Genomic DNA, 21,769 nt, shown 5'->3' on the forward strand with positions numbered 1-21,769 from the left:
TGCGAATCCATCGGATGGTCCCTGAAGGCGGAACTCTACCACCGTCTCTCCAGTTTTTTGCGAATTATAATGGCCGCCGCGTTCATCAGGATCAGGAATGCCAGCAGCACCATGATCGCAGCCGAGGTTTTCAGCACGAACATGCGTTCGGCGAAATCCGCCCACATGAAAATCTGCACCGGAAGCACCGTTCCCGGGTCCGTCACGCCTCCCGGCACGTCGACGATAAAGGCCACCATGCCGATCATCAGCAGTGGCGCGGTTTCACCAAGCGCCTGCGCCATGCCGATAATGGTGCCTGTCAGCATGCCCGGCATGGCCAGCGGCACAACATGGTGCAGCATCGTCTGCACGCGCGAGGCACCAACACCAAGCGCGGCATCACGAATGCTTGGCGGGACGGCGCGGATCGCGGCACGCGACGAGATGATGATGGTTGGCAGTGTCATCAGCGCCAGCACAACCCCGCCGATCAGCGGAATCGACCGCGGCATACCGAACACACCGATAAAGATCGCCAGACCGAGGATCCCGAAGACAACCGACGGCACGGCGGCCAGATTGTTGATATTGATCTCGATGATTTCGGTGAGCCGGTTTTTCGGCGCAAACTCCTCAAGATAGACCGCCGTTGCAACGCCAATCGGAAAGGACAGCACAAGGCAGACGGCAAGCGTCAGCAACGAGCCGATCAACGCCCCGAAAATGCCAGCCATTTCCGCATTGCGCGAGGCGCTGCCAAAAATCAGGTAGTCGCTGAACTGAAAGCTGATCAGCCCCTGATCCTGTAGCGCGTCGATATAGCCGATCATCTTGTCATTGATGCGACGATCCTGTTCCGGGGTCTCGCGTTTGATGAATCCCCGCAGGAAGGAATCCACATCATCATCCACAGCAAAGGTCATGCGCCGGGTGGTGTCGAGAATGGACGGATCGTCAAGAATGGCGTTGCGAAGGCGCTGCTCGGCACCTGCAGAGATGATCTTGCCAGCCGCCTTGCGCCCCGATCGCCCGGATGCGCCGGTGGCTTCATACAGCGCGGCCCGCAGCACCCCGCGCGCGTCACCGTCGTAAAGCGACTGCACGGAAAGATCGCCAACCGGGTCCAGCTTGGCACGGTCCAGCGCGACTTCCAGCGTCACATAATGCTGGAAAAAGCCGGGGATGCCCTTTGAAAAAATCGACACGAACAGCGTCACCAGAAACGCCAGCGCGATCCCGATGGCAATGCGGCCATAGGCGCGGAACCGGCGTTCACGCGCACGCCGCGCCGCCAGATTGGCCTGGACCCTCACCGCCGCTTCCTGCGGGCTGATCATGCCGCCGCCCGTTCCTTTCATGCGGTTCTCAGTCATATTGCTCTCGGTATTTCTTGACGATCTGCAGGGCAACGAAATTCAGCGCCAGCGTGATCACGATCAGGGTCAGGGCAAGGGCGAAGGCCGACAGGGTTTTCGCGGATTCAAATTCCTGATCCCCGACAAGGATGGTGACAATCTGCGATGTCACCGTTGTCACCGCGTCAAGCGGGTTGAGCGACAGATTGGCGGCAAGTCCAGCCGCCATCACCACAATCATCGTCTCGCCGACAGCCCGTGACACAGCAAGAAGAACGGCCGCCACCACACCGGGCAGCGCCGCCGGCAGCACCACCTGACGGACTGTCTCGCTCTGCGTGCTGCCAAGCCCGTAGGCGGCGTCGCGAAGTGCCTGCGGCACCGCATTTATGACGTCATCCGACAGCGACGACACGAACGGGATGATCATGATTCCCATTACCAGACCGGCGGCAAGTGCTGATTCCGACGCCACATCGAGGCCAAGATTCATTCCTGTGGCACGGATGAAGGGGGCCACGGTCAACGCGGCGAAAAAGCCATAGACAACTGTCGGCACACCGGCCAGCAGCTCCATCACCGGCTTGATCAAGGCCCGCATGCGCGGTGACGCATATTCGGACAGATAGATGGCGCTGAACAGCCCTACCGGCACCGCCACGCACAGCGCCACAACCGAGATCAGGAACGTGCCGGCAAACAGCGGTACCGACCCGTAGGTGGCAAGCCCCATCTGGCCGGAACCGGCGCGTTCGGCACCTTCGAACTGGGGGTTCCAGGTTGTGCCGAACAGAAACTCGCTGACCGGAACAAGAGCGAAGAAGCGAAGCGATTCGAACACCACCGAAAACACGATCCCGATGGTCGTGAAAATGGCGATGGCCGAACTTCCGGCGAGAACAATCATCAGGATGCGTTCAACAGCATTGCGCGAGCGGAACGATGGATTGATCTGCCGATAAGCAATCAGGCCGCCAACAAGCGACAGGCTGAGAACGGTGACTGTCTTCACTGTCGTGGAATTCGCGTCCCACCCCTTCCAGGCCGCGGCGGCGTCATATACCCATTGCGGCTGCTCGCCGAAATTGATGCCGTCGACGACATTGGTGATCCGCGCCAGAACAATCACTTCACTGTAATCTTTATCGGCCCTGACTTCATCCGGGACAAAATCCATCGCCAGTGACCGGAAGACGATGTCGTCGCCAATTGCCAGCACGGCAAGAAGCAGCAGCGCCGGGATGGCCGCAACAAGGCCGGCATAGATACCGTAATAATGCGGAAGGGAATGCAGACGCCGACCACTGGCACGATGTGCCACCGAAGCGCGGCTGCCAATGAGGAAATAGCCGGAGCTGAACAAGAGAACCGCGATAGCAAGCGAAAAGCTGTTCACCTCGGCCTCCATGCAATGAAATTAAAGAACGAGAGCCGGCTTTGTAGCCGGCTCTCGGTAAATTTGCCAGCCTTACTTGAGCATATCTGCCGTAAGTTTCGGCAGGTCCTTCATCGCGGCGGCATACTTGGCACGCTCGTCTTCCGGCATCGGGATCATGCCGGCATCCGACAATGCGCCATCGTCACCCCAGTGCTTGACCCACTCGGCCATATACTCGTTGATGCCGGGAACAACACCGATATGCGCGTGCTTCACATAGAAATACAGCGCACGCGATACCGAATAGCTGCCATCCGCGATTTCATCGAAGGTCGGGTTGGTGCCGTCGATCACCGCGCCCTGCAGGGCATCGCTGTTCTGATCCAGATAGGAAAAGCCGAAAATGCCATAGGCGGTCGGGTCTTCCTGCAGTTTCTGGACAATCAGATTGTCCTGCTCGCCGGCCTCGACATAGGCACCATCGGTGCGCATCGCGCGGCAGATCTTGGCTTTGGCACCGGCCGCGGCAAGGGCTGCCTTGGCCATGTCATTCTTGGCGCAATAGCCTTTTTCATTCACCATTTCGGCAAACGAGGCACGGGTGCCGGAGGTTGTCGGCGGGCCATAGACGCGGATTTCAATATCCGGATAATCGGCGTTGATGTCACTCCATTTGGTGAACGGGTTGGGGATCATCTTTGTGCAATCGGCAGCTGAAGATCCGTCCGCACAGGCCGGAACCATTGCTGTCAGGGCCATGCCGAGATCCGCCTTGGAAATCAGCAGAGGCTGGCCATCCTTGGAGTTGGCAATCACGATGCCGTCATAGCCGACCTTGATTTCGGTCAGGTCGACGCCGTTGCCGTCACAATATTCAAGCTCGCCAATCTTCATCCGCGAGGATGCATTGCCAATGTCGATGAATTCTGTGCCGATGCCTTCGCAGACACCTTTCTTGCCAACAGACGATCCGCCCGATTCGACGACTGGAGTCTTGAATGACGGGTTGTTGCCAAGCTGTTCGGCCACGATGGTGGCAAATGGCAGCACGGTCGAAGACCCGGCGATGCTGACGTAATCACGGGCGCTGGCGGCGGTTGTGGCACCGACAAACGCGACCGCACCGACAAGAGCAAGGATGAAACGCATAATGACTCTCCTGCGTGGGGTGGTTAATGACAACCTTTTGCACCCGGTGCGTTACAGATTTCATACGTCGATATTACAGTTTTGTTACATGGTTCTTCATCACTGTGTACTGGATCGCGGGTTGCCGGCTTACAGACCGGGCTGAAACCGGTATTGTTGAATGATGCCGGCCATCAAGCTGGCGGTAAGGATATCAGCAGGGGACGTCAGACCTTGATGTCGAGGGGGACCAGTCACACCACACACCTGATCACGACATACCGGATCACGCGCGGCGGTGACCGGGCCGCGCCGTGCCGATGAGTGGCGGCGCTTTCCAGATGCTGTGCCGGTCCTGCCTTCGCAGTGGCCATGTTGGTGGCACGACACCCCCAGCCAATTGTCCGTCCTGTGGATCAGCCGATGTTCGCAGCGGGCGGGAATTGTTCAGCCTGACCATCGCACATGTTGATTGCGATGCCTTCTATGCGTCTGTCGAGAAGCGCGACAATCCGGACATCCGCGACCGTCCGGTCATTGTCGGGGGACGGGAACGCGGTGTGGTCGCGGCTGCCTGCTATATTGCCCGCCAGTTTGGTGTGCGTTCGGCAATGCCGACATGGCAGGCCCTGAAACGCTGTCCGGACGCGGTGGTGATCCGCCCGCGAATGGATCATTATGTCAGCATCAGCCGCGCCATAAGGGCGCATATGCTGGCGCTGACGCCGCTTGTGCAGCCGCTGTCGATCGACGAGGCTTTTCTTGATCTTGCCGGCACCGAGGCATTGCATGGCTGCACGGCGGCAGAATCGCTTCTGCGGTTGCAGCGCACCATTCGCGAGGATATCGGGATCACCGTCTCGATTGGTCTGAGTGGCACCAAGTCGCTGGCCAAGATGGCATCCGACAGGGACAAGCCGGACGGGTTCTTTGCCATCGACATGACGGGGGCGGCAGCCTGGCTTGCACCGCAACCTGTTTCGGTGCTTTTCGGGCTTGGCAAGGCGGCGGTGGCAAGGCTTGCCTCAGCCGGCATCACAAGCTGCGGTGATCTTGTTGCCGCCAACCCGCGTGAGCTGACAGCCCTGCTTGGCCGCGGCGCACCAACCATCCGCAATCTTGCCGCCGGAATCGACCCCCGGCCGGTAACCCCCGACCGGGAAGCGAAGAGCATTTCGAGCGAAACCACCTTCATTACCGATCTGTCGACGCAGGCCGAACTGGAGGCCGAACTTGAGACGCTGTGCCTCAAGGTATCAACCCGGATGAAGGCCCAGGGACTTGCCGGTGGACGTGTGACATTGAAGCTGAAACGCCCGAATCACAGTCTGCTGACGAGGAGCCAGACACTGGGTGAACGCACCGACAAGGCGCATGCGCTGTTTGCTGTCGGCCGGGAATTGCTGGCGCGCGAAACCGGCAAGGGACAGCGCTACCGGCTACTGGGGATCGGGGCTGACCAGCTTGGACCACCGCAGGGTCAGGGGCTGCTTGATATCGCGGATGACAACAGCCGGCGACGTGATGATCTGGAAGCGGCGATCGATGACCTTCACGCCAGGATGGGTCGTGACTCACTGCAGACCGGGCGGCGGTTCAGGCGGCGCCACCGGCCTGAAGACGACCCAACCCGCCAGCGGCCCTCACTCGACAGTCTGCATGAGGATGGGGGTGGAGACGCTGACGCCTAGAAGCCCGCCCGCCGGGATCAGAGTGGCAGCCCGACATAGTTTTCGGCAACCATCCTGCGACCGGCCTCGGATGTCGTGATATAGGCCAGCTCGGCCTCTTTCATCCGCTGTTCAAAGGCATCATCATTGAACCGATGAGTCAGATTGGTCAGCCACCAGGAAAACCGTTCGGTCTTCCACACCCGATCCAGGGCACGGCGTGAATATTCATCAAGCGCGGCTTCGTCCCGGTCGGCACAGAAGGCGAGGATGGCGTCATACATGTAATGGATGTCGGAGGCTGCAAGGTTCAGCCCCTTGGCGCCTGTCGGCGGCACAACATGCGCCGCGTCCCCAGCCAGCATCAGCCTGCCAAAGCGCATCGGTTCGGCTACAAAACTTCGCAGCGGCGCGATGCTTTTCTCGATCGACGGGCCGGTTTCCAGTGACTCGGCCATTTCGGGTGGCAGACGGCGGCGGAATTCATCCCAGAAGGCGTCATCCGACCAGTTTTCAACCTTGTCATCGACATCGCACTGGATGTAGTAGCGCGAGCGTGTCATCGACCGCATCGAGCAGAGCGCAAAGCCCCGTTCGGTATTGGCGTACACCACCTCATGCGCCACCGGGCGGGTTTCGGAGAGCAACCCCAGCCAGCCAAAGGGATACAGTTTTTCATAGGTCGTGATGGCACCTTCGGGTATCGATTTCCGGCACACCCCATGATAGCCGTCACAGCCGGCAATCAGATCGCAGTCGACCCGGTGTGTGACGCCGTCCTTTACATAGGTGACATAGGGGTTTGCGCCGTCGAAGTCGTGGATCTCGACATCCACTGCCTCGTAGACTGTCTCGCTTCCCGATGCGTCCCGGACATCGCACAGATCGCGGGTCACCTCGGTCTGGCCATAGGCGGTGACAACCTTGCCTTCGGTATGGTTCGACAGGCCGATGGACACCGCCTTGTAATCAAAGGCCAGATGAACAGCGTGATGCTGAATGCCTTCTGCGGCAAGCCGCTGGCCTGCCTCGGCGCGGTGGATTAGATCAACCGTCGTCTGCTCAAGAATGCCGGCACGGATGCGCGCCAGCACATAATCCTGCGACTGGCGTTCAAGGACGATATTGTCGATCCCCGCAAGATCGAGAAGCCGTCCAAGAAGCAACCCTGCCGGGCCAGCCCCGACGATGACAACCTGTTTACGCACCTTCACACTCCTACTTCGGATCGGTCATTCCCGGCGGCTCCGGTCACGCTGTGGCCGACACCAACATTCTAGCGCTGGAAAATAGTGGGGAACCAGTCTTCGCGCAATCGTTCACCCGGTCGCATGTCATGGCCGGGAAATGGCGGCGAGGTCCGGCCGGGTCGTTCCACATAGCGGGCATCATCGCCGACAAGGCGCAACGAAAAGGCGCGGCGACGGGTGCTGCTGTGATTGCCGCGCGCACCATGCAGAACCCGGAAATCAAACGCCACCGCATCACCCGGCTGCATCGGCCATTCGAGGATCTTCATACCTTCGGCGTCGGGATCTGGAACCGGCATATAGGCGCTGTCATCGGCGTAGAATGTCTCTTCCGACAGCCAGCGGGTCGGCAGTACGGGCCGCGGCCAGCGATGCGAGCCGGCAACACAGCGAAGCGTCGCCTCGCCAACTGGATCAACGGGGCACCAGAAGCTGACGGTCTGCTGTCCCTCGACAAAATAATACGGGCTGTCCTGATGCCAGGGCGTTGGCTTGGCGGTTCCGGGTTCCTTGACCAGAACATGATCGTGGAACATCTGGACAGTGTCGGTTCGCATCAGATCGGCCGCCACCTCGCCAATGGTCGGGTCGGCAATGACCTCCTGAAAATGCGGGATGCGGGTCCAGTTACAGTAGTCGTCAAAGAACCTGCCGCCTTCGCCAGGCTTCAGATTCTCTGCTGCATAGGGTCCGGGATGGTCCATATTCCAGGCAATGCCGGCAGCAATGGTATCGACATGAGCGGCGAACAGGCCCCGAATCAGCACCGCGCCATCACGGGCATAGGAGTCGATATCATGTTCATTCAACAGCGGATGCATATCCGGCTCCCTACTGGTCCCGGCCTCTAGATGTTGATCAACAGCGAATCCCGATCAAGCGAGAAATTCGCGTAAATCGGCAAAAAGGCGCTTCCAATGGCCCGTGCGGTGATACCAATCTCGGCCTGATGAAGCTGCGGCAGGTGCAGACCCTTGGTGTTGTAGTCGCCAAGCGCCGCGTCTGTCATCCGCAGCAGATCGGCAGTGCGGTCGTCGGGGAGTCCCCCAGCCAGAATGACCGCATCGAGATCGAGGATCGAGGCCGTGGCGGCAATGGCAAAGGCAAGACTGCGCGACGCGCCCTCGGCCCATTCGGTAAAGACCCTGATCGTGGTGTCATCCTGCTCGCCATAGTAAAAGGAGTGCGGATCTTCGCGCCCGGCCGCACGCACCAGCGCCTCAAACCCTGTCAGCGAGGCCTTTTCTATCAATTGCGGCGGCATCCCCGGCCCGCCATCATCAGCAAGCAGCGCCGTGGGAAGCGAGCCGATGGCCGCCGCCGCGCCGCGCGCGCCGGTCTGCAGCTGGTTTGACAATACCAGCCCCCCACCGACAAAACTGCCAACATAGAGATAGAGGAAATTCTGGATGCCCTTGCCAAGACCGAAACACAGCTCGGCGAGACAGGCCGCCGATACATCGTGAAGAAGATAGGTCGACGCGCCAATCCGGCGTTCAACCTCGGCAACAATATCGACATCATTCCAGTCGGCAAGCGCCCCGGCGGGAAGATTAAGCTCGCTTTCCCACCCGGCAAGCGTCCGCGGCATCGCAACACCGGCACCAAGGATGCGCGTCTGCTGCTCGGTCGGCAGATCTTTCAGCAGACCGGGCAGATTTTCATCAATCAACCGCAATGTCGCCGCCGCATCCGGCAGCGCAAACCGTTCTGTGCGCCGGGCCAGCACCGTGCCGTCAAACCCCATGGCGATCAGGTCAAGCGACCGCCGCCCGATCTTGATGCCGATCGACACCGCACCAAGCGGGTTCAGCGCGAAAGGCGTTGACGGCTGGCCAACGCGCCCGCGCATCTTATCACCGCTGAGCAGCAATTCGCTAGCAACCAGGCGCTTGACGATAACCGTCATGGTCTGCGCCGACAGCCCGGTCATGCGCGCCAGATCGGCCTTGGTCAGCCAGCCATGCCGGCGCAGCAATGAAATGACGAGCCGTTCATTATACTGTCCGACACTGACCTGATTGCCGCCATGAAGCGAAGCCGAAATATGGTCGCCAATCGGTGATTGGCCAGCCGGTGACCGGGTGTTCATCAGCAATGCCCCCTTGCGTGCTGTCGGCAGAATAATATCACCGCTCCACAAACACAATTGCGCCCATGATGACCGGCTGTCACGCGCGTCGGCGGACCGCCGATACCGCAGCAGGCATCTGGTTGTAGGCTACAGGGCTTTATTATTAAATCAAATTGAATTATTAATTGACCACAGCGTGATGGTGATGTATCAGGCTGGCAACAATCATTGAGGGTGCCGGATATGAAACAGGTTGCGATAAACGGATTTGGACGGATTGGCCGCAATGTGCTGCGGGCCCTGATCGAAGCGCCACGCGACGATTTCCAGATTGTCGCCATCAATGATCTGGCACCTGCCGAAACCGCCGCCCTGCTCCTGGAGCTTGATTCCACACATGGACGCCTGACCTGCCCGATCAGCCACGGCCCGGATTATCTGGAAGTTGACGGGCACCGCATCGCCTATATGAGCCATCGCGAGCCGGAGCAATGCGCCTGGGGTGAGCGCGGGATCGATCTGGTGATGGAATGCACCGGTATCTTTACATCCGCCACGGACGCCACACGCCATCTCGAGGCCGGCGCCGGCAGGGTGCTTGTTTCGGCACCGTCAAGCGGCGCCGATGCGACCATCGTCTATGGCGTCAATCATGACAGCCTGACATCGGACATGCGGATTATCTCGAACGCTTCCTGCACCACCAACTGTCTGGCACCGGTAGCCGCCGCGCTTCAGGAATGCTGCGGCATCAACCAGGGTTTCATGACCACCATCCATGCCTATACAGGGGACCAGAACCTGGTCGATGGCGATCACAAAGACCCCTACCGGGCCCGCGCCGCGGCGCTGAACATGGTGCCATCGACGACCGGTGCCGCGCGCGCCGTCGGCCTGGTCCTTCCGCAGCTTGCCGGCAAGCTTGACGGTGTCGCGATCCGGGTGCCGACACCAAATGTATCGGCTGTCGATCTTGTGTTCGAGCCAACCAGACAAATGCCGGCCGAAGATATCAACGCGGCCCTGATCGCGGCTGCCGCAAGAATGGCGCCGGTGATGAATGTGACCAATCGGCCACTGGTTTCCAGTGATTTCAACCATGATCCCGCTTCGGCCATTGTGCATCTTGATCAGACGCGCGTCATGCCAGACGGCATGACAAGGGTGCTTGCCTGGTATGACAATGAATGGGGTTTTTCGAACCGGATGCTGGACACCGCCACAACAATCCTGAAACTCTGACACACTGAAGCTCTGAAACTCTGGAACTTTGAAACAGGGGTGCCAGAATGGCGATCGGACCAACGCAGCAGGAACCGTGATGATGAGTGACGCAAAAGCAACATCTGTCAATCTCAGCCCGAGCGACTACATCATTGTCGGTGGCACTGGCGATCTGGCGCTGAGAAAGATATTTCCAGCTCTTTTCTGGCGCTATCTCGACGGCCAGGTCACTGCGGAGTTCCGGATCGCGGCAGCGGCGCGTCACGCGATGGACATTGACGACTTCGCCGCACGGCTTCGCCCGTTCTGTGAAGATGCGTTGACAGGCGGCCATGCCAGCGAGGCAGAGTGGCAGGGATTCCTCACACTGATCACACTTCTGACCCTGGATGTGAAATCCGGAGATGGCGCCGACGAACTGGCCAGCTTCATTGCCACGCGCGCCAATGCTGACAGACCGACGATCTTTTATCTTGCCATCGCGCCAAGCCTGTTTGGTGACGCCACCCGCCTGTTGAAGGCAAGTGGCCTTGTGACCCCACAGGCGCGGCTTGTGGTTGAAAAGCCGCTTGGTCATGACGGCGAGTCCAGCCGCACCATCAATGCCGAACTTGCCGATATCTTCGATGAATCACAGATCTACCGGATCGACCATTATCTGGGCAAGGAAACGGTCCAGAATCTGATGGCGCTGCGTTTTGCCAATGTGATTTTCGAGACCCAGTGGAACAACAGCCATATCGACCATGTGCAGATCACCGTCGCCGAGACGGTTGGGGTCGATACCCGCGCTGATTACTATGACGCCTATGGCGCTGTTCGCGACATGGTGCAGAACCATCTTCTGCAGCTTGTCTGTCTGGTCGCGATGGAACCGCCATCCTTTTTCAACGCTGATCAGGTTCGCGACGAGAAACTGCGCGTCCTTCGGGCCATCCGCCCGCTTGCAACCGGGGATGTTGTCTGCGGCCAGTATCAGGAATACGCCACCGAGCTTGGCCGGCACTCCAACACCGAAACCTTTGTGGCGATGAAGCTGGCGGTTGATAACTGGCGCTGGGCCGGGGTTCCCTTCTATATCCGCACCGGCAAGAAGCTGGCGCGCCGGGCTTCGGAAATCGTCATCACCTTCAAGCAGCGCCCGCATGATATCTTCCAGCGCAATGGCGGTGGTGATATCGACAGCCCCCCAAACCGGCTGATCATCCGCCTGCAGCCCCGCGAAGGGCTGCGTCTGCAGCTGATCTCAAAGGAGCCGGGGCCTGGCGGCATGCGGCTTTTCCCGTCCGAACTCAATCTCAGCTTTGGCGACACCTTTGATTCACGTCTGCCCGATGCCTATGAGCGACTGCTGATGGACACCGCGCGCGGCAACCAGACATTGTTCATGCGGCGTGACGAGGTCTTTGCCGCCTGGGATATCATTGACCCTGTGATAGACATGATCCGTGACCGTGCGCCCGAACTCTACCGGTCCGGCACCATGGGGCCTGCCGACAGCCTGCTTGGTCATGACGGCCATGCGTGGGTCGACCCGTATGAAGACTAGGCCTGTATGAAGACTGGGCCCGTATGAAGACCAAGCCCCTATGAAGACCAAGCCCCTATGACAGGCACCCTCTGCTGTGAGATAGTCACAGACAGCATCGGAATTCCCCGGCGTCAGGAAAGCATGAGATGACCGAACTTCACGACCGCGTTGCCAGCGTCACCGAACGGATTCGCCAGCGGAGCCATGATCGCCGCCAAGCCTATCTCGATGATATCGCGGCGATGGAGGAATCGCCGGACAGCGACCGCCGTCAGGTTGGATGTTCAAACATGGCGCACGCCGCCGCTGCGGCCGGTGAAGACCAGGACAATGTTCTGGCGGCCAGTGGCCGGCCCGTCGCCAATATCGGCATCATCACCGCCTATAACGACATGCTGTCGGCGCATCAGCCTTTCGAGACCTATCCACAGGTGATCCGTGCCGCCGCCCGCGCCGCCGGTGGGACCGCACAGGTGGCTGGCGGCGTGCCGGCAATGTGCGATGGCGTTACCCAGGGCCGCCCCGGCATGGAACTGTCGCTTCTCAGCCGCGATGTCATTGCCATGGCGACCGCAATAGGACTGTCGCATGGTGTCTATGACGCAGCACTGTGCCTTGGTGTCTGTGACAAAATTGTGCCGGGACTGGTGATCGGGGCACTGTCATTCGGCCATCTTCCGGTGATTTTTGTCCCGGCCGGTCCGATGACAAGTGGTCTGCCAAATGCCGAAAAAGCCGCCATCCGCAAGGCCTTTGCCCGCGGTGAGGCCACGCGCGAGGATCTGCTGCGATCCGAGGTGGCCGCCTATCACGGGCCGGGAACCTGTACCTTCTACGGCACCGCAAACTCGAACCAGATGCTGATGGAGGTGATGGGCCTGCATCTTCCCGGCGCAGCCTTTGTCAACCCGCATGACGATCTTCGCCACGCGCTGACAGTGGCGGCGACCGAGCGCGCCATCGAAATTGCCCGCGGCAGTGGCGACCCGCGGCCTATCGGCCGCTGCCTCGACGAGCGAAGCTTCGTCAACGCCATTGTCGGGCTTCACGCCACGGGTGGATCGACAAACCACACGCTGCATCTGCCAGCCATGGCAGCGGCTGCCGGTATCACCCTTGCCTGGGAAGATTTCGCCGATCTGTCGGAAGTCACCCCTCTTCTTGCCCGCGTCTATCCGAACGGGCAGGCGGATGTAAACCATTTCCACGCCGCTGGCGGCATGGGCTATGTCATCGGCGAGTTGCTCGGCGCCGGTCTTCTTGACGGCAGCGCCACCACAATTGCCGGCAGCAGCCTTGCCGATTATGCCAGTGAACCCGTTCTTGCTGACGGCACATTGAGCTGGCGTCCCGCTCCCGACACATCGCTTGACCCGGAGATCCTGCGTCCGGTCAGCAATCCGCATGCCCCGAATGGCGGGCTGCGCATGCTGGATGGTGATCTTGGCAAGGCGGTGATCAAGATTTCGGCGGTCACAGAGGACCGCCATGTCATCGAGGCACCGGCCGCCGTGTTCACCGACGAGGCTGCGGTCAAGGCCGCCTATGCGGACGGCAAACTGAACCGTGATGTCGTTGTCGTGGTTCGCGGCCAGGGCCCACAGGCCAACGGCATGCCCGAGCTTCACAGCCTGACACCGATGCTTGCCAACCTTCAGGATCAGGGCTTTGCCGTCGCGCTTGTCACCGATGGGCGCATGTCCGGCGCATCGGGAACCATTCCAGCGGCCATTCATGTGACCCCGGAAGCGGTATCGGGCGGCGCCATAGGCCAGGTCATGGACGGTGACATCATTCGGCTTGACGCGCGTGCCGGGACACTTGATGTTGCCGCCGAGCTGTCGACGCGGCCTGTGTCCGGCCCGGTCAACAGCGCCCCGCAGCGCGGCTTTGCCCGTCCCCTTTTCAGTGCCATGCGCGCCGCCTCCGGATCGGCGGAGCAGGGTGCCGGACTTACCTTTACGGAGATCTGAGCCATGAAAACCATCACAGACATTCTGGCGCTTGGCCCGGTCATGCCGGTGATTGTCATCGATGACAGCCAGCAGGCTGTTCCGCTTGCCGAGGCATTGCTTGAAGGTGGTCTGAAAACCATCGAGATTACGCTGCGAACCCCGGCTGCGCTTGACGCCATCCGGGCTGTCGCCGCCGCCTGTCCGGGCATCACCATCGGGGCCGGAACGGTCACCGGCGCCGCGCTGGCCACCGCCGCGCGCGATGCCGGCGCCACCTTTGCGGTGTCGCCGGGCACAACCACCGCCGTGATCGAGGGATGCCGTGACGCCGGTCTGCCGCTGCTGCCGGGCGCGGCAAGCGTGTCTGAAATCATGGCGCTTCAGGAACACGGGTTCGACGCGGTGAAATTCTTCCCGGCGAACGCCGCCGGTGGACCCGGTTTCATCAAGTCGCTGATCAGCCCGCTTCCCGGCATTTCGGTCTGTCCGACCGGCGGCATCACCGAGGCAACCGCACCAGACTGGCTGGCGCTTGCCAATATTCCCTGTGTCGGTGGCAGCTGGGTGGCCCCACAGGCGGATATCGCAGCCGGAAAATTCGACGCCATTGCCGCACGCGCGCGCACCGCTGCGGCGCTCTGAGGCAGAATGATAGACCGCTCCCTCGACGCCCTCGACGGCACCCGCCTCGAAGCGGCACGCTATTCAATCCTGAACGGATTTCTGGGACTTGGGCTGTTCATGGGCATGTGGGGCGCGCTGGTCCCGGCGCGGAGTGCCGATCTCGGCCTCAGCGAATTGATGATTGCAGGCTTTCTGCTGCTTGTCGGAGTCAGCCTCTGTGCCGCGATTTTTCTGGTCACCCGCTTCCGACCCTTTCAGGACCCTGTGCGGCTGATCCGGCTTGCCGGGCCGACCTATGCGTTCGGCTTTACCCTGTGCCTGACCACAGGATCACCGCCGCTGTTCTTTGTGTGCGGCATCTTCACCGGCTTTGCCGCCGGATTTGTCGATACCGCCCTGAACAGCCAGGCATCGCAATGGGAACAGGCGGCGGGGCGGCGCGCGATGTCGTTCTTTCATGCGCTGTTTTCGCTTGGTGTCCTGTGCGGCGCCGGACTGGTGACCTTTGTGATGGCAAGCGATCCGGCCAGACTTGCGCCGGCCATTCTTGCCTGCGCTGTCATTTATGGTGGCTTCATGGCCATAAGGCGGAGCTGGGTTGCAACGCCGGATCAGGTCGATCAGGGCGCGACGAGCGATGCGGCGGCGTTCAGATTGCCCTATGGGGTGATCATCTTCCTTGGTCTGGCAATTCTTCTGGCAACCCTGACAGAGGGGGGAATCATCGACTGGTCGGCGCTGCATCTTCACCGGTCGCTTGGCCTGCCATTTGCCGAGGCCGGTCACGCCGTATTGTGGTTCAGCGTTGCGATGACCATAACCAGATTCGCCGGTGACTGGCTGACAGCGCGCATACGGCCCCATCTGCTGCTTGCGGTGCCGCTGATCCTGGCGGCCATATTGTTGATGCTGGCCGTTACCACAGCGCAGGTACCGCTATTGATGATGGCCTATGTCGTGATGGGTCTTGCCCTTGGCAATGCGTTTCCGATCATCATATCCGAGGCTGGCCGGGCTGCCGGTGACAGGCCACTGCGCGAAATTTCGATCATTGTCGGGTTTGCCTATGTCGGATTGATCAGCGGTCCGGCGCTGTTCGGTGTGACAGCACATCTTGTCGGGCTTGATTCCACGCTGCTTGTGCTTGGCGGGCTGGCGCTGATATTGGGGCTGGCAAGCTTTGCGATGCCACGTTTTTCCAGCCGTGGAACCGGCAGCTAGGGGTAGCCGGGGGCAGCCATAGCCAACTAGGTGGCGGCAATGATCCGCGCGGACAGGCTGGCATTGTCAAAGGCCGCCGCCGCCCCGCGCAGACCGGCATGCGGATCGACCGACAACCAGACGGGTAGATCGGCAAGAAGATGCCCCATCATACCATCATGCCGAAGACGCCCGGCAAAGGGGCTGTCCGAAATCAGGGTGTGGAGCTGGGCAACAATACCGCCGGCAATTACCGCCCCGCGCCAGCATCCGATTGTCAGCATGGCGTCCGCCATGACCGTTCCCAGGATGCCAAGCATCATGTTCACCGCCCGCAGCGCATCCGTATCACCGGCAAGCGCCCCGGCACCAATGTCGGGCGCTGCCAGCACATCGCCCCCGGACAGCAGTCGATACAGCCTTTCCAGACCCCCACCACTGACAAAATGCTCGGCAGATACATGCGGTGTTTCGGCACGCATGCGGGCCAGCAGATCCATCTCGGCGGCATCGCGCGGCACAAAGCCGACATGCCCCCCTTCACCCTCGAGCGGGACAGGGCCACGCGGCGAGGGCACAAGCGCCGCCACCCCGAGCCCGGTTCCGGGCCCGATGACAAGCAACGGCGCGTCATCCCGGCCAACGCCGTCAAGAAGCCTCAGATTGCCATGCGCAGCCGGATCATTCTGGGCCAGTGCCTGGGCGGTGAAATCATTGATCACCAGCAACCTGTCCAGCCGCAGCGCCTCGATCAGGTCGCGCTTGCCGAACCGCCAGTGATTGTTGGTGACGGTGACATGTTCGTTCTGGACGGGTCCGGCCACCGCGATGCTGGCAGCGGTCAGCCGACTGTCGACACGGTCCTGATAGGCAAGGAATGCCGCTTCAAGCGTCGGAAAATCACGACACAGCATGCTGTGGTGCTGTGACAGACCATCCTCGCCAACAAGGGCAAAACGAACATTCGTGCCACCAACATCAACAGCCACAAGCGACATGGTTACCCTCTAACGGCGGAACTGGCTAACGGAAGAACTGGCTAACGGAATATCTGGCCGAATTCGTAGATGACCACCGCAAGTTCGGATTCAAGCGGAAAGGACAGCATGCCCATGACATCATATCCCAGCAGCACCGGCATGATGTAGAAGCGGATCATGAAAATGAACCATGCGACATAGAGCGGCCGAAGCCTTTCCACCAGAAAACCCGGCGTCAGCCTGTTCATCACCCTGATCAGCGGATCGGTCATTTTCACAAATGCCTTCATGAAAAAGAAGTCCGACTGTTCGGAGACGAACAGACTCATCCCGAACCTGCCGACGAGGGTCCACATCACCAGCCCCATCGCGTAGTCGATCAAGATCACCCAAATTGGAATACCTTCGAACATTGTCGTTCCCTGATATGCTGCCGTTTATGAAATTATGCTGAAAAGAAACGGAGCAGGAAAGACTCCCTGCTCCGCGACATTTTATCCATCATCCATGCCCCATCATCAATAGAGGCACATGGATCCGGAATCAGGCGTTGGTAACCGTGCTACCTTTTGGAATACGGATCGCATCAACCATCTTCTGGGTTTCCTCATCCGGCTCCTCGGTCATCAGCGATACAACCACCATCAGCACCAGGCTGACAGGCATACCGATCATGCCGAAGCGCAGACCGTCAAGGCCGGCCCAGGGTGTCATGCCACCGAACTGCACCATGTAGAGGTACCAGGCGCCGGCGCCGAAGCCACCGATCATGCCTGCCACCGCGCCTGCACGGTTGGCCCGCTTCCACCAGACACCAAGGACCAGCGGGAAGAACAGACCGGAGTTCGCGAAACAGAACGCCCAGGCAACCGCACCGAGAATCCCGGTGAGTTTTGCCGACGCCGCATAGGCCGCAGCCCCGCCAACCGCGAGAAGCAGGATCCGCGCCACGACAAGACGTGTCTTGGTGTCCGCCTTCGGGTCGATGATCTTGTAGTACAGATCGTGCGACAGTGCGTTGGCAATCGCCAGAAGCAGACCATCAGCGGTCGACATGGCGGCCGCAAGACCACCCGCGGCCACAAGGCCCGAGATCACATAGGGAAGACCCGCAATTTCCGGCGTAGCCAGAACCACGATGTCGCCCTTCATGAAGAACTCGTTGATCTGCAGGAGACCATCACCGTTACCATCGATGATCTTCACAAACCCGACACTCGACCAGTTCTGGACCCAATCAAGCGCGTTCACCTCGGCAATCGACGAACCGATGATGCCGGTCGCCAGATTTGGATCCAGGATCGACAGCTTGGTGAAGGTCGCCAGAGCGGGCGCTGTGAAGTACAGAAGGAAGATGAAGATCAGCGACCAGCCGACAGACTGGCGGGCTGCCTTCACCGACGGAGTCGTGAAGTAACGCATCAGAACGTGTGGCAGCGAGGCGGTACCAGCCATCATGCAGAGCACGAGTGTCAGGAACTTCCACTTTGCCATCAGCGTGTCGCTGGCGTCATTGATGCCGACACTGAGCGCAGCAAGTCCTTTCGCCTGGGCGGCAGCTTCGGCAGTCGGCTTCAACTCACCAACCTTGTGAAGTGCTTCCAGTTCCTGGACCCGCAGCACGGCGTCAAACTGGGCGAATTGCGGAATCAAACCGTAATCCAGCTTGTTCGACATCCAGAAGACCGGCAACAGATAGGCGATGATCAGCACGATATACTGCGCCACCTGTGTCCAGGTCACGGCCTTCATGCCACCGAGCATCGAACATACGAGGATGCCGGCAAGACCGAACCAGACGCCAACCTCGAACGGAATGTCGAGAGCCCGCGAGGCAACGATGCCGGTGCCTGTGATCTGCGCTGTCACATAGGTGAAGGACGCAACCACAAGGATCACAACGGCACAGAAGCGCGCCAGATTGCCACCATAGCGCGTGCCGATGAAGTCGGGCACGGTGTAGCAACCGAACTTCCGCAGATATGGTGCCAGAAGACTTGCCACCAGAACGTAACCGCCGGTCCAGCCGACGAGGAACGCCATATAGGGGTAACCCTTCAGGTAGATACCACCGGCCATGGCGATGAACGAGGCACCCGACATCCAGTCGGCTGCCGTCGCCATGCCGTTGAACACAGCTGGCACCTGTCTGCCAGCAACATAATATTCGTTGGACTGCATGGTCCGCGAAAGAATGCCGATCAGCGCGTAGATGAGAATTGTGAAGCCAACGAACATGTAGCCGATATAGCGTGCTGGCACGCCGGCCTGTTCGAGAATGGCCATGAGAATGACAAAGCCCAGGAAGCCCAATGTGTAGATTCCGTAGACTCGACCGAGATTCTGAATGAATCCGCCTTCAAGTTTCATCATGGTGCGTCCCCCTATTCTTCTGAAACACCATGCTCGTCATCCAGTCTGTTCTGGCGCGAAACGAACCAGAAAATCAGGATGACGAAGGCGATCTGCGAGCCCTGGCCCGCCATGAAATAACCACCGGGGAAGGATCCCTCGGCACCATTCAGGGCTGAACCAAACCAGTGCACGACGAAAGAGAAGAAGGCCCAGATCGCCAGCGTGATAAACAGCAAGCTTTTGGACTTCTCCCAATGGCTGGACGAACCAGCTGCTTCGTTTGACATGAAAATTCCTCCTGTTGAAGCCCCCGCCTCGCGGCAAGTGGCACATTAGCCCCGAAACCGAATGAGGAATGTCGATTTCAAAGCCTCCCCAATCCATCGCGGGTTGATATTTTTTTACCGCGACTTCATTAGCGCCTGATGGTACTCAGGAGCGTAAGAATGACAACTACTTTTCTAATTTTCAGAAAAATGCAGCTGCCTGAAACACTCAAATCCGTCTTTCGAACGCTGGGCTTCATGGGCCAGCCACCAATCCGGTCATACCAGCAGCTTATTGACCATACAGCGAAAAACGCCGCCTATGTGTCACAGGTGACACTCTATACCTACATCAAGGCGCGCGCCGGCACGCAATATCCGAAATTGTTCACGAACGAGGAGTTTCTGACGTCCCTGCGGATCGCGCGCTGGCATATCTTCGGTGCCGCCGTCGCCGATATGGCGCTGTTTGCGGCAGCACAGTTCCACCGCCATGATGCGCTGAACGCTGAACAGAGCGCCGCCTTTGCCGGCGGCATCATGGATGAGGTGCTGACCAATTACGAGCAGCAGGATGTCCCGCCGCAGGTGTTTCTTGACATGCTGGCCAAAGGACATCGCCGCGCCGCCTTTGCCAACTGGCCGGACATTGCCGACGGGTCGGCTGCCTTCAAGGCAAGTTCGGACGCGGTCTTTCACTGGGCCCCGATTGCCGACGAGTTGAAAGCCCTAGACGAGGAGATTGTCCGCAACTCGATCCATCTTCGCTGGATCGGTGTGCGTCGTGACACCAAGGCGCTGCTGCGGCATGACGCCATCCTTGCCAGTTGGACCGGCGCGCCGGGTGCCCCGGAAAGATAACGCCCGTTCTTCAGCCGCGACAGTCGTCAATGCAAGCGCTGGCCAAAAAGCGGGCGTTGGCCAAAAATGCAGAGGTTGGCAGGAGATCGCGCCCCAACCATGCAACTTTTTTTGCCGCCGGATCGCCGGGCGCAGACAGGGCTGATCCCGCGACATGGGCATATAGAGCTTGCATTGCCAGCGGAATCCTGAATACTTTTTTGTCTATGGTGCAACGATAATTCCAGCTCGAAGCCGGAAAAACGGCCGAGCGGAGGAGGAAACATGACTTTTAACATTTCAAGACGGACCGCGCTGAAGACGGCTGCCGCCGCTGGCGCGCTTTCCGTTACCGGCATGCCAGCAATGGCCGCGCCAAAACATGGCGGGACCTATCGCATCGGCATGTCCGGCGGCAACACATCCGATACATGGGACAGCCGTACACATTCCGACAGCTTCATGATCAACATGGGTGCCGGCTGTGTGTTTGAAACCCTGACTGAAGTATCGGCAGCTGGTGAACTGGTTGGTGAACTGGCCGAAAGCTGGGAGGCGTCACCCGACGCGAAGATCTGGACGTTCAATCTTCGCAAGGGCGTCAAGTTCCATAATGGCAAGTCATTCGGCGCCGATGATGTCATCGCGTCGATGAACATGCATGTCGAGGAAGGCGCCAAGTCGGCCGCCAAGCCGATTGTCGCCTCGGTCGCCGAGATGAAGAAGCTGTCCGACCATCAGGTCCAGTTTGTTCTGAATTCAGGCAGCGCCGATTTCCCCTATCTGGTGTCGGACTATCATATCTGCATGTTCCCGGCCGGCCAGATTGCCGAGGCCATCGCCAACGGCATCGGAACCGGTCCTTACAGGGTCGTATCGTTCGAGCCGGGTGTTCGCGCGCTGGTGACCAAATTCGACGATCACTGGGATGCTGACAACCGCGGCTATTTCGCTGAAGTCGAGCAGATCTACATCGCCGACGCATCGGCACGTGTGAACGCCCTGATGACCAGCCAGGTCGACGTCATCAACCGCGTTGATTTCAAGTCGGTGAAGCTGCTGAATGCCTATGTCAATATCGACATTCTCGAAGTGACCGGCAACATGCACAACACCTTCCCGATGCTGGTGGCAAACGCACCGTTCAACGATGTGAATGTACGTCGGGCGCTGAAATATGCCATCAACCGTCAGGAAATGGTCGACAAGATTCTGCTTGGCCACGGTGCGGTCGGCAACGACCATCCGATCGGTCCGGCGAACCAGTATTATGCCTCGGATCTCGAGCAGACCGAATATGATCCGGACAAGGCCAAGTTCTATCTGAAGGAAGCCGGCATGTCGTCGCTGAATGTTGACCTCAGCGTATCCGACGGTGCTTTTGCCGGTGCGGTCGATGCTGGCCAGCTGTACCAGAATTCGGGCAAGGGTGCCGGCATCAACATCAACATCGTTCAGGAACCGGCTGACGGCTACTGGTCGAATGTGTGGCTGAAGAAGCCGTGGGTGGCCTGTTACTGGTCCGGCCGCGCGACCGAGGACTGGATGTTCTCGACCGCCTATGAAAGCGGCGTTCCATGGAACGACACCGGTTGGGAAAATGACCGCTTCCAGAAGCTGCTTCTGGAGGGTCGCGCCCAGCTCGACACTGGTCTGCGCAGCGAAATCTATCGCGAGATGCAGGCTATCTGCCGTGACGAAGGTGCAACCGTGGTTCCGATGTATCAGAACTATGTCGATGCGAAATCAAACCGCGTCGAGCATAGCGGCAAGACCGGCAATCTGTGGATGCTGGACAACCTGCGCAGCTGTAAGCGCTGGTGGACTGCCTGATCCTGAACCAACTGTGGCGGGACCCTCGGGTCCCGCCTTTTCCTTTTTCTGCTTCCAACATAGTTTTTTTGCAGACGCCCGGATTACCGTGACAATCGTCATGTAGGTATCATCATCAAGCGGC

At 59.6% G+C, this 21,769-nt stretch carries 18 protein-coding genes; 8 read left to right on the top strand and 10 right to left on the bottom strand.

Going from position 1 to position 21,769, the window contains the following annotated elements; translation table 11 throughout:
- Nucleotides 1–35: 35 nt before the first annotated feature.
- From pstA to AB3X55_05785, 3 genes are all read right to left on the bottom strand, one after another.
- Entirely contained in the window at nucleotides 36–1,340 is a 1,305-nt protein-coding gene (pstA, locus tag AB3X55_05775) for a phosphate ABC transporter permease PstA (protein MEX0503088.1), read from the bottom strand.
- Between the two features lie 7 nt (nucleotides 1,341–1,347).
- On the bottom strand, nucleotides 1,348–2,733 hold the full coding sequence (pstC, locus tag AB3X55_05780) for a phosphate ABC transporter permease subunit PstC (GenBank protein ID MEX0503089.1): 1,386 nt from the start codon (nucleotides 2,731–2,733) through the stop codon (nucleotides 1,348–1,350).
- A 72-nt stretch (nucleotides 2,734–2,805) separates the two neighbouring features.
- Nucleotides 2,806–3,864 (bottom strand): substrate-binding domain-containing protein, encoded by a 1,059-nt coding sequence (locus AB3X55_05785; GenBank protein ID MEX0503090.1) that lies wholly within the window; start codon nucleotides 3,862–3,864, stop codon nucleotides 2,806–2,808.
- 299 nt (nucleotides 3,865–4,163) lie between these two features.
- Here AB3X55_05785 and AB3X55_05790 point away from each other — a divergent pair, with 299 nt between their 5' ends.
- Nucleotides 4,164–5,534: a DNA polymerase IV gene (locus AB3X55_05790; protein ID MEX0503091.1), complete on the top strand. Its 1,371-nt coding sequence runs from the start codon at nucleotides 4,164–4,166 to the stop codon at nucleotides 5,532–5,534.
- A gap of 17 nt (nucleotides 5,535–5,551) precedes the next feature.
- Here AB3X55_05790 and pobA read toward each other — a convergent pair whose 3' ends face one another.
- From pobA to AB3X55_05805, 3 genes are all read right to left on the bottom strand, one after another.
- Nucleotides 5,552–6,721 (bottom strand): 4-hydroxybenzoate 3-monooxygenase, encoded by a 1,170-nt coding sequence (gene pobA, locus AB3X55_05795; GenBank protein MEX0503092.1) that lies wholly within the window; start codon nucleotides 6,719–6,721, stop codon nucleotides 5,552–5,554.
- 68 nt (nucleotides 6,722–6,789) lie between these two features.
- Entirely contained in the window at nucleotides 6,790–7,584 is a 795-nt protein-coding gene (locus tag AB3X55_05800) for a phytanoyl-CoA dioxygenase family protein (protein MEX0503093.1), read from the bottom strand.
- A gap of 26 nt (nucleotides 7,585–7,610) precedes the next feature.
- Complete coding sequence (locus AB3X55_05805) at nucleotides 7,611–8,855, bottom strand: ROK family transcriptional regulator (protein ID MEX0503094.1); 1,245 nt, start codon at nucleotides 8,853–8,855, stop codon at nucleotides 7,611–7,613.
- A gap of 225 nt (nucleotides 8,856–9,080) precedes the next feature.
- Between AB3X55_05805 and gap the strand changes: the two genes are divergently transcribed.
- From gap to AB3X55_05830, 5 genes are all read left to right on the top strand, one after another.
- A complete protein-coding gene (gene gap, locus AB3X55_05810) occupies nucleotides 9,081–10,079 on the top strand; it encodes a type I glyceraldehyde-3-phosphate dehydrogenase (protein ID MEX0503095.1) in 999 nt (332 codons plus the stop codon).
- Nucleotides 10,080–10,158: 79 nt separating this feature from the next.
- Nucleotides 10,159–11,610, top strand: coding sequence for a glucose-6-phosphate dehydrogenase (zwf, locus tag AB3X55_05815; protein ID MEX0503096.1), 1,452 nt, complete (start codon nucleotides 10,159–10,161; stop codon nucleotides 11,608–11,610).
- A gap of 128 nt (nucleotides 11,611–11,738) precedes the next feature.
- Nucleotides 11,739–13,565: a phosphogluconate dehydratase gene (gene edd, locus AB3X55_05820; GenBank protein MEX0503097.1), complete on the top strand. Its 1,827-nt coding sequence runs from the start codon at nucleotides 11,739–11,741 to the stop codon at nucleotides 13,563–13,565.
- A gap of 3 nt (nucleotides 13,566–13,568) precedes the next feature.
- Nucleotides 13,569–14,189, top strand: coding sequence for a bifunctional 4-hydroxy-2-oxoglutarate aldolase/2-dehydro-3-deoxy-phosphogluconate aldolase (gene eda, locus AB3X55_05825; GenBank protein ID MEX0503098.1), 621 nt, complete (start codon nucleotides 13,569–13,571; stop codon nucleotides 14,187–14,189).
- 6 nt (nucleotides 14,190–14,195) lie between these two features.
- On the top strand, nucleotides 14,196–15,392 hold the full coding sequence (locus tag AB3X55_05830; protein ID MEX0503099.1) for a sugar MFS transporter: 1,197 nt from the start codon (nucleotides 14,196–14,198) through the stop codon (nucleotides 15,390–15,392).
- 26 nt (nucleotides 15,393–15,418) lie between these two features.
- Here AB3X55_05830 and AB3X55_05835 read toward each other — a convergent pair whose 3' ends face one another.
- The 4 genes from AB3X55_05835 to AB3X55_05850 all read right to left on the bottom strand — a co-directional run bounded on the left by AB3X55_05835 (nucleotide 15,419) and on the right by AB3X55_05850 (nucleotide 18,993).
- A complete protein-coding gene (locus tag AB3X55_05835) occupies nucleotides 15,419–16,369 on the bottom strand; it encodes an ROK family protein (protein MEX0503100.1) in 951 nt (316 codons plus the stop codon).
- A 41-nt stretch (nucleotides 16,370–16,410) separates the two neighbouring features.
- Entirely contained in the window at nucleotides 16,411–16,764 is a 354-nt protein-coding gene (locus tag AB3X55_05840) for a hypothetical protein (GenBank protein MEX0503101.1), read from the bottom strand.
- Between the two features lie 130 nt (nucleotides 16,765–16,894).
- Entirely contained in the window at nucleotides 16,895–18,724 is a 1,830-nt protein-coding gene (locus AB3X55_05845; protein ID MEX0503102.1) for a sodium:solute symporter family protein, read from the bottom strand.
- 11 nt (nucleotides 18,725–18,735) lie between these two features.
- Nucleotides 18,736–18,993, bottom strand: coding sequence for a DUF4212 domain-containing protein (locus tag AB3X55_05850; GenBank protein MEX0503103.1), 258 nt, complete (start codon nucleotides 18,991–18,993; stop codon nucleotides 18,736–18,738).
- Nucleotides 18,994–19,152: 159 nt separating this feature from the next.
- Between AB3X55_05850 and AB3X55_05855 the strand changes: the two genes are divergently transcribed.
- The gene (locus tag AB3X55_05855; protein MEX0503104.1) at nucleotides 19,153–19,833 is read left to right on the top strand and encodes a hypothetical protein; all 681 of its coding nucleotides are present in this window, start codon (nucleotides 19,153–19,155) and stop codon (nucleotides 19,831–19,833) included.
- A 264-nt stretch (nucleotides 19,834–20,097) separates the two neighbouring features.
- Nucleotides 20,098–21,645, top strand: coding sequence for an ABC transporter substrate-binding protein (locus tag AB3X55_05860; GenBank protein ID MEX0503105.1), 1,548 nt, complete (start codon nucleotides 20,098–20,100; stop codon nucleotides 21,643–21,645).
- Nucleotides 21,646–21,769: the final 124 nt, after the last annotated feature.

The organism is Alphaproteobacteria bacterium LSUCC0719, assembly GCA_040839025.1.
In the GTDB taxonomy this organism is placed as follows: Bacteria; Pseudomonadota; Alphaproteobacteria; order Puniceispirillales; family Puniceispirillaceae; genus UBA8309.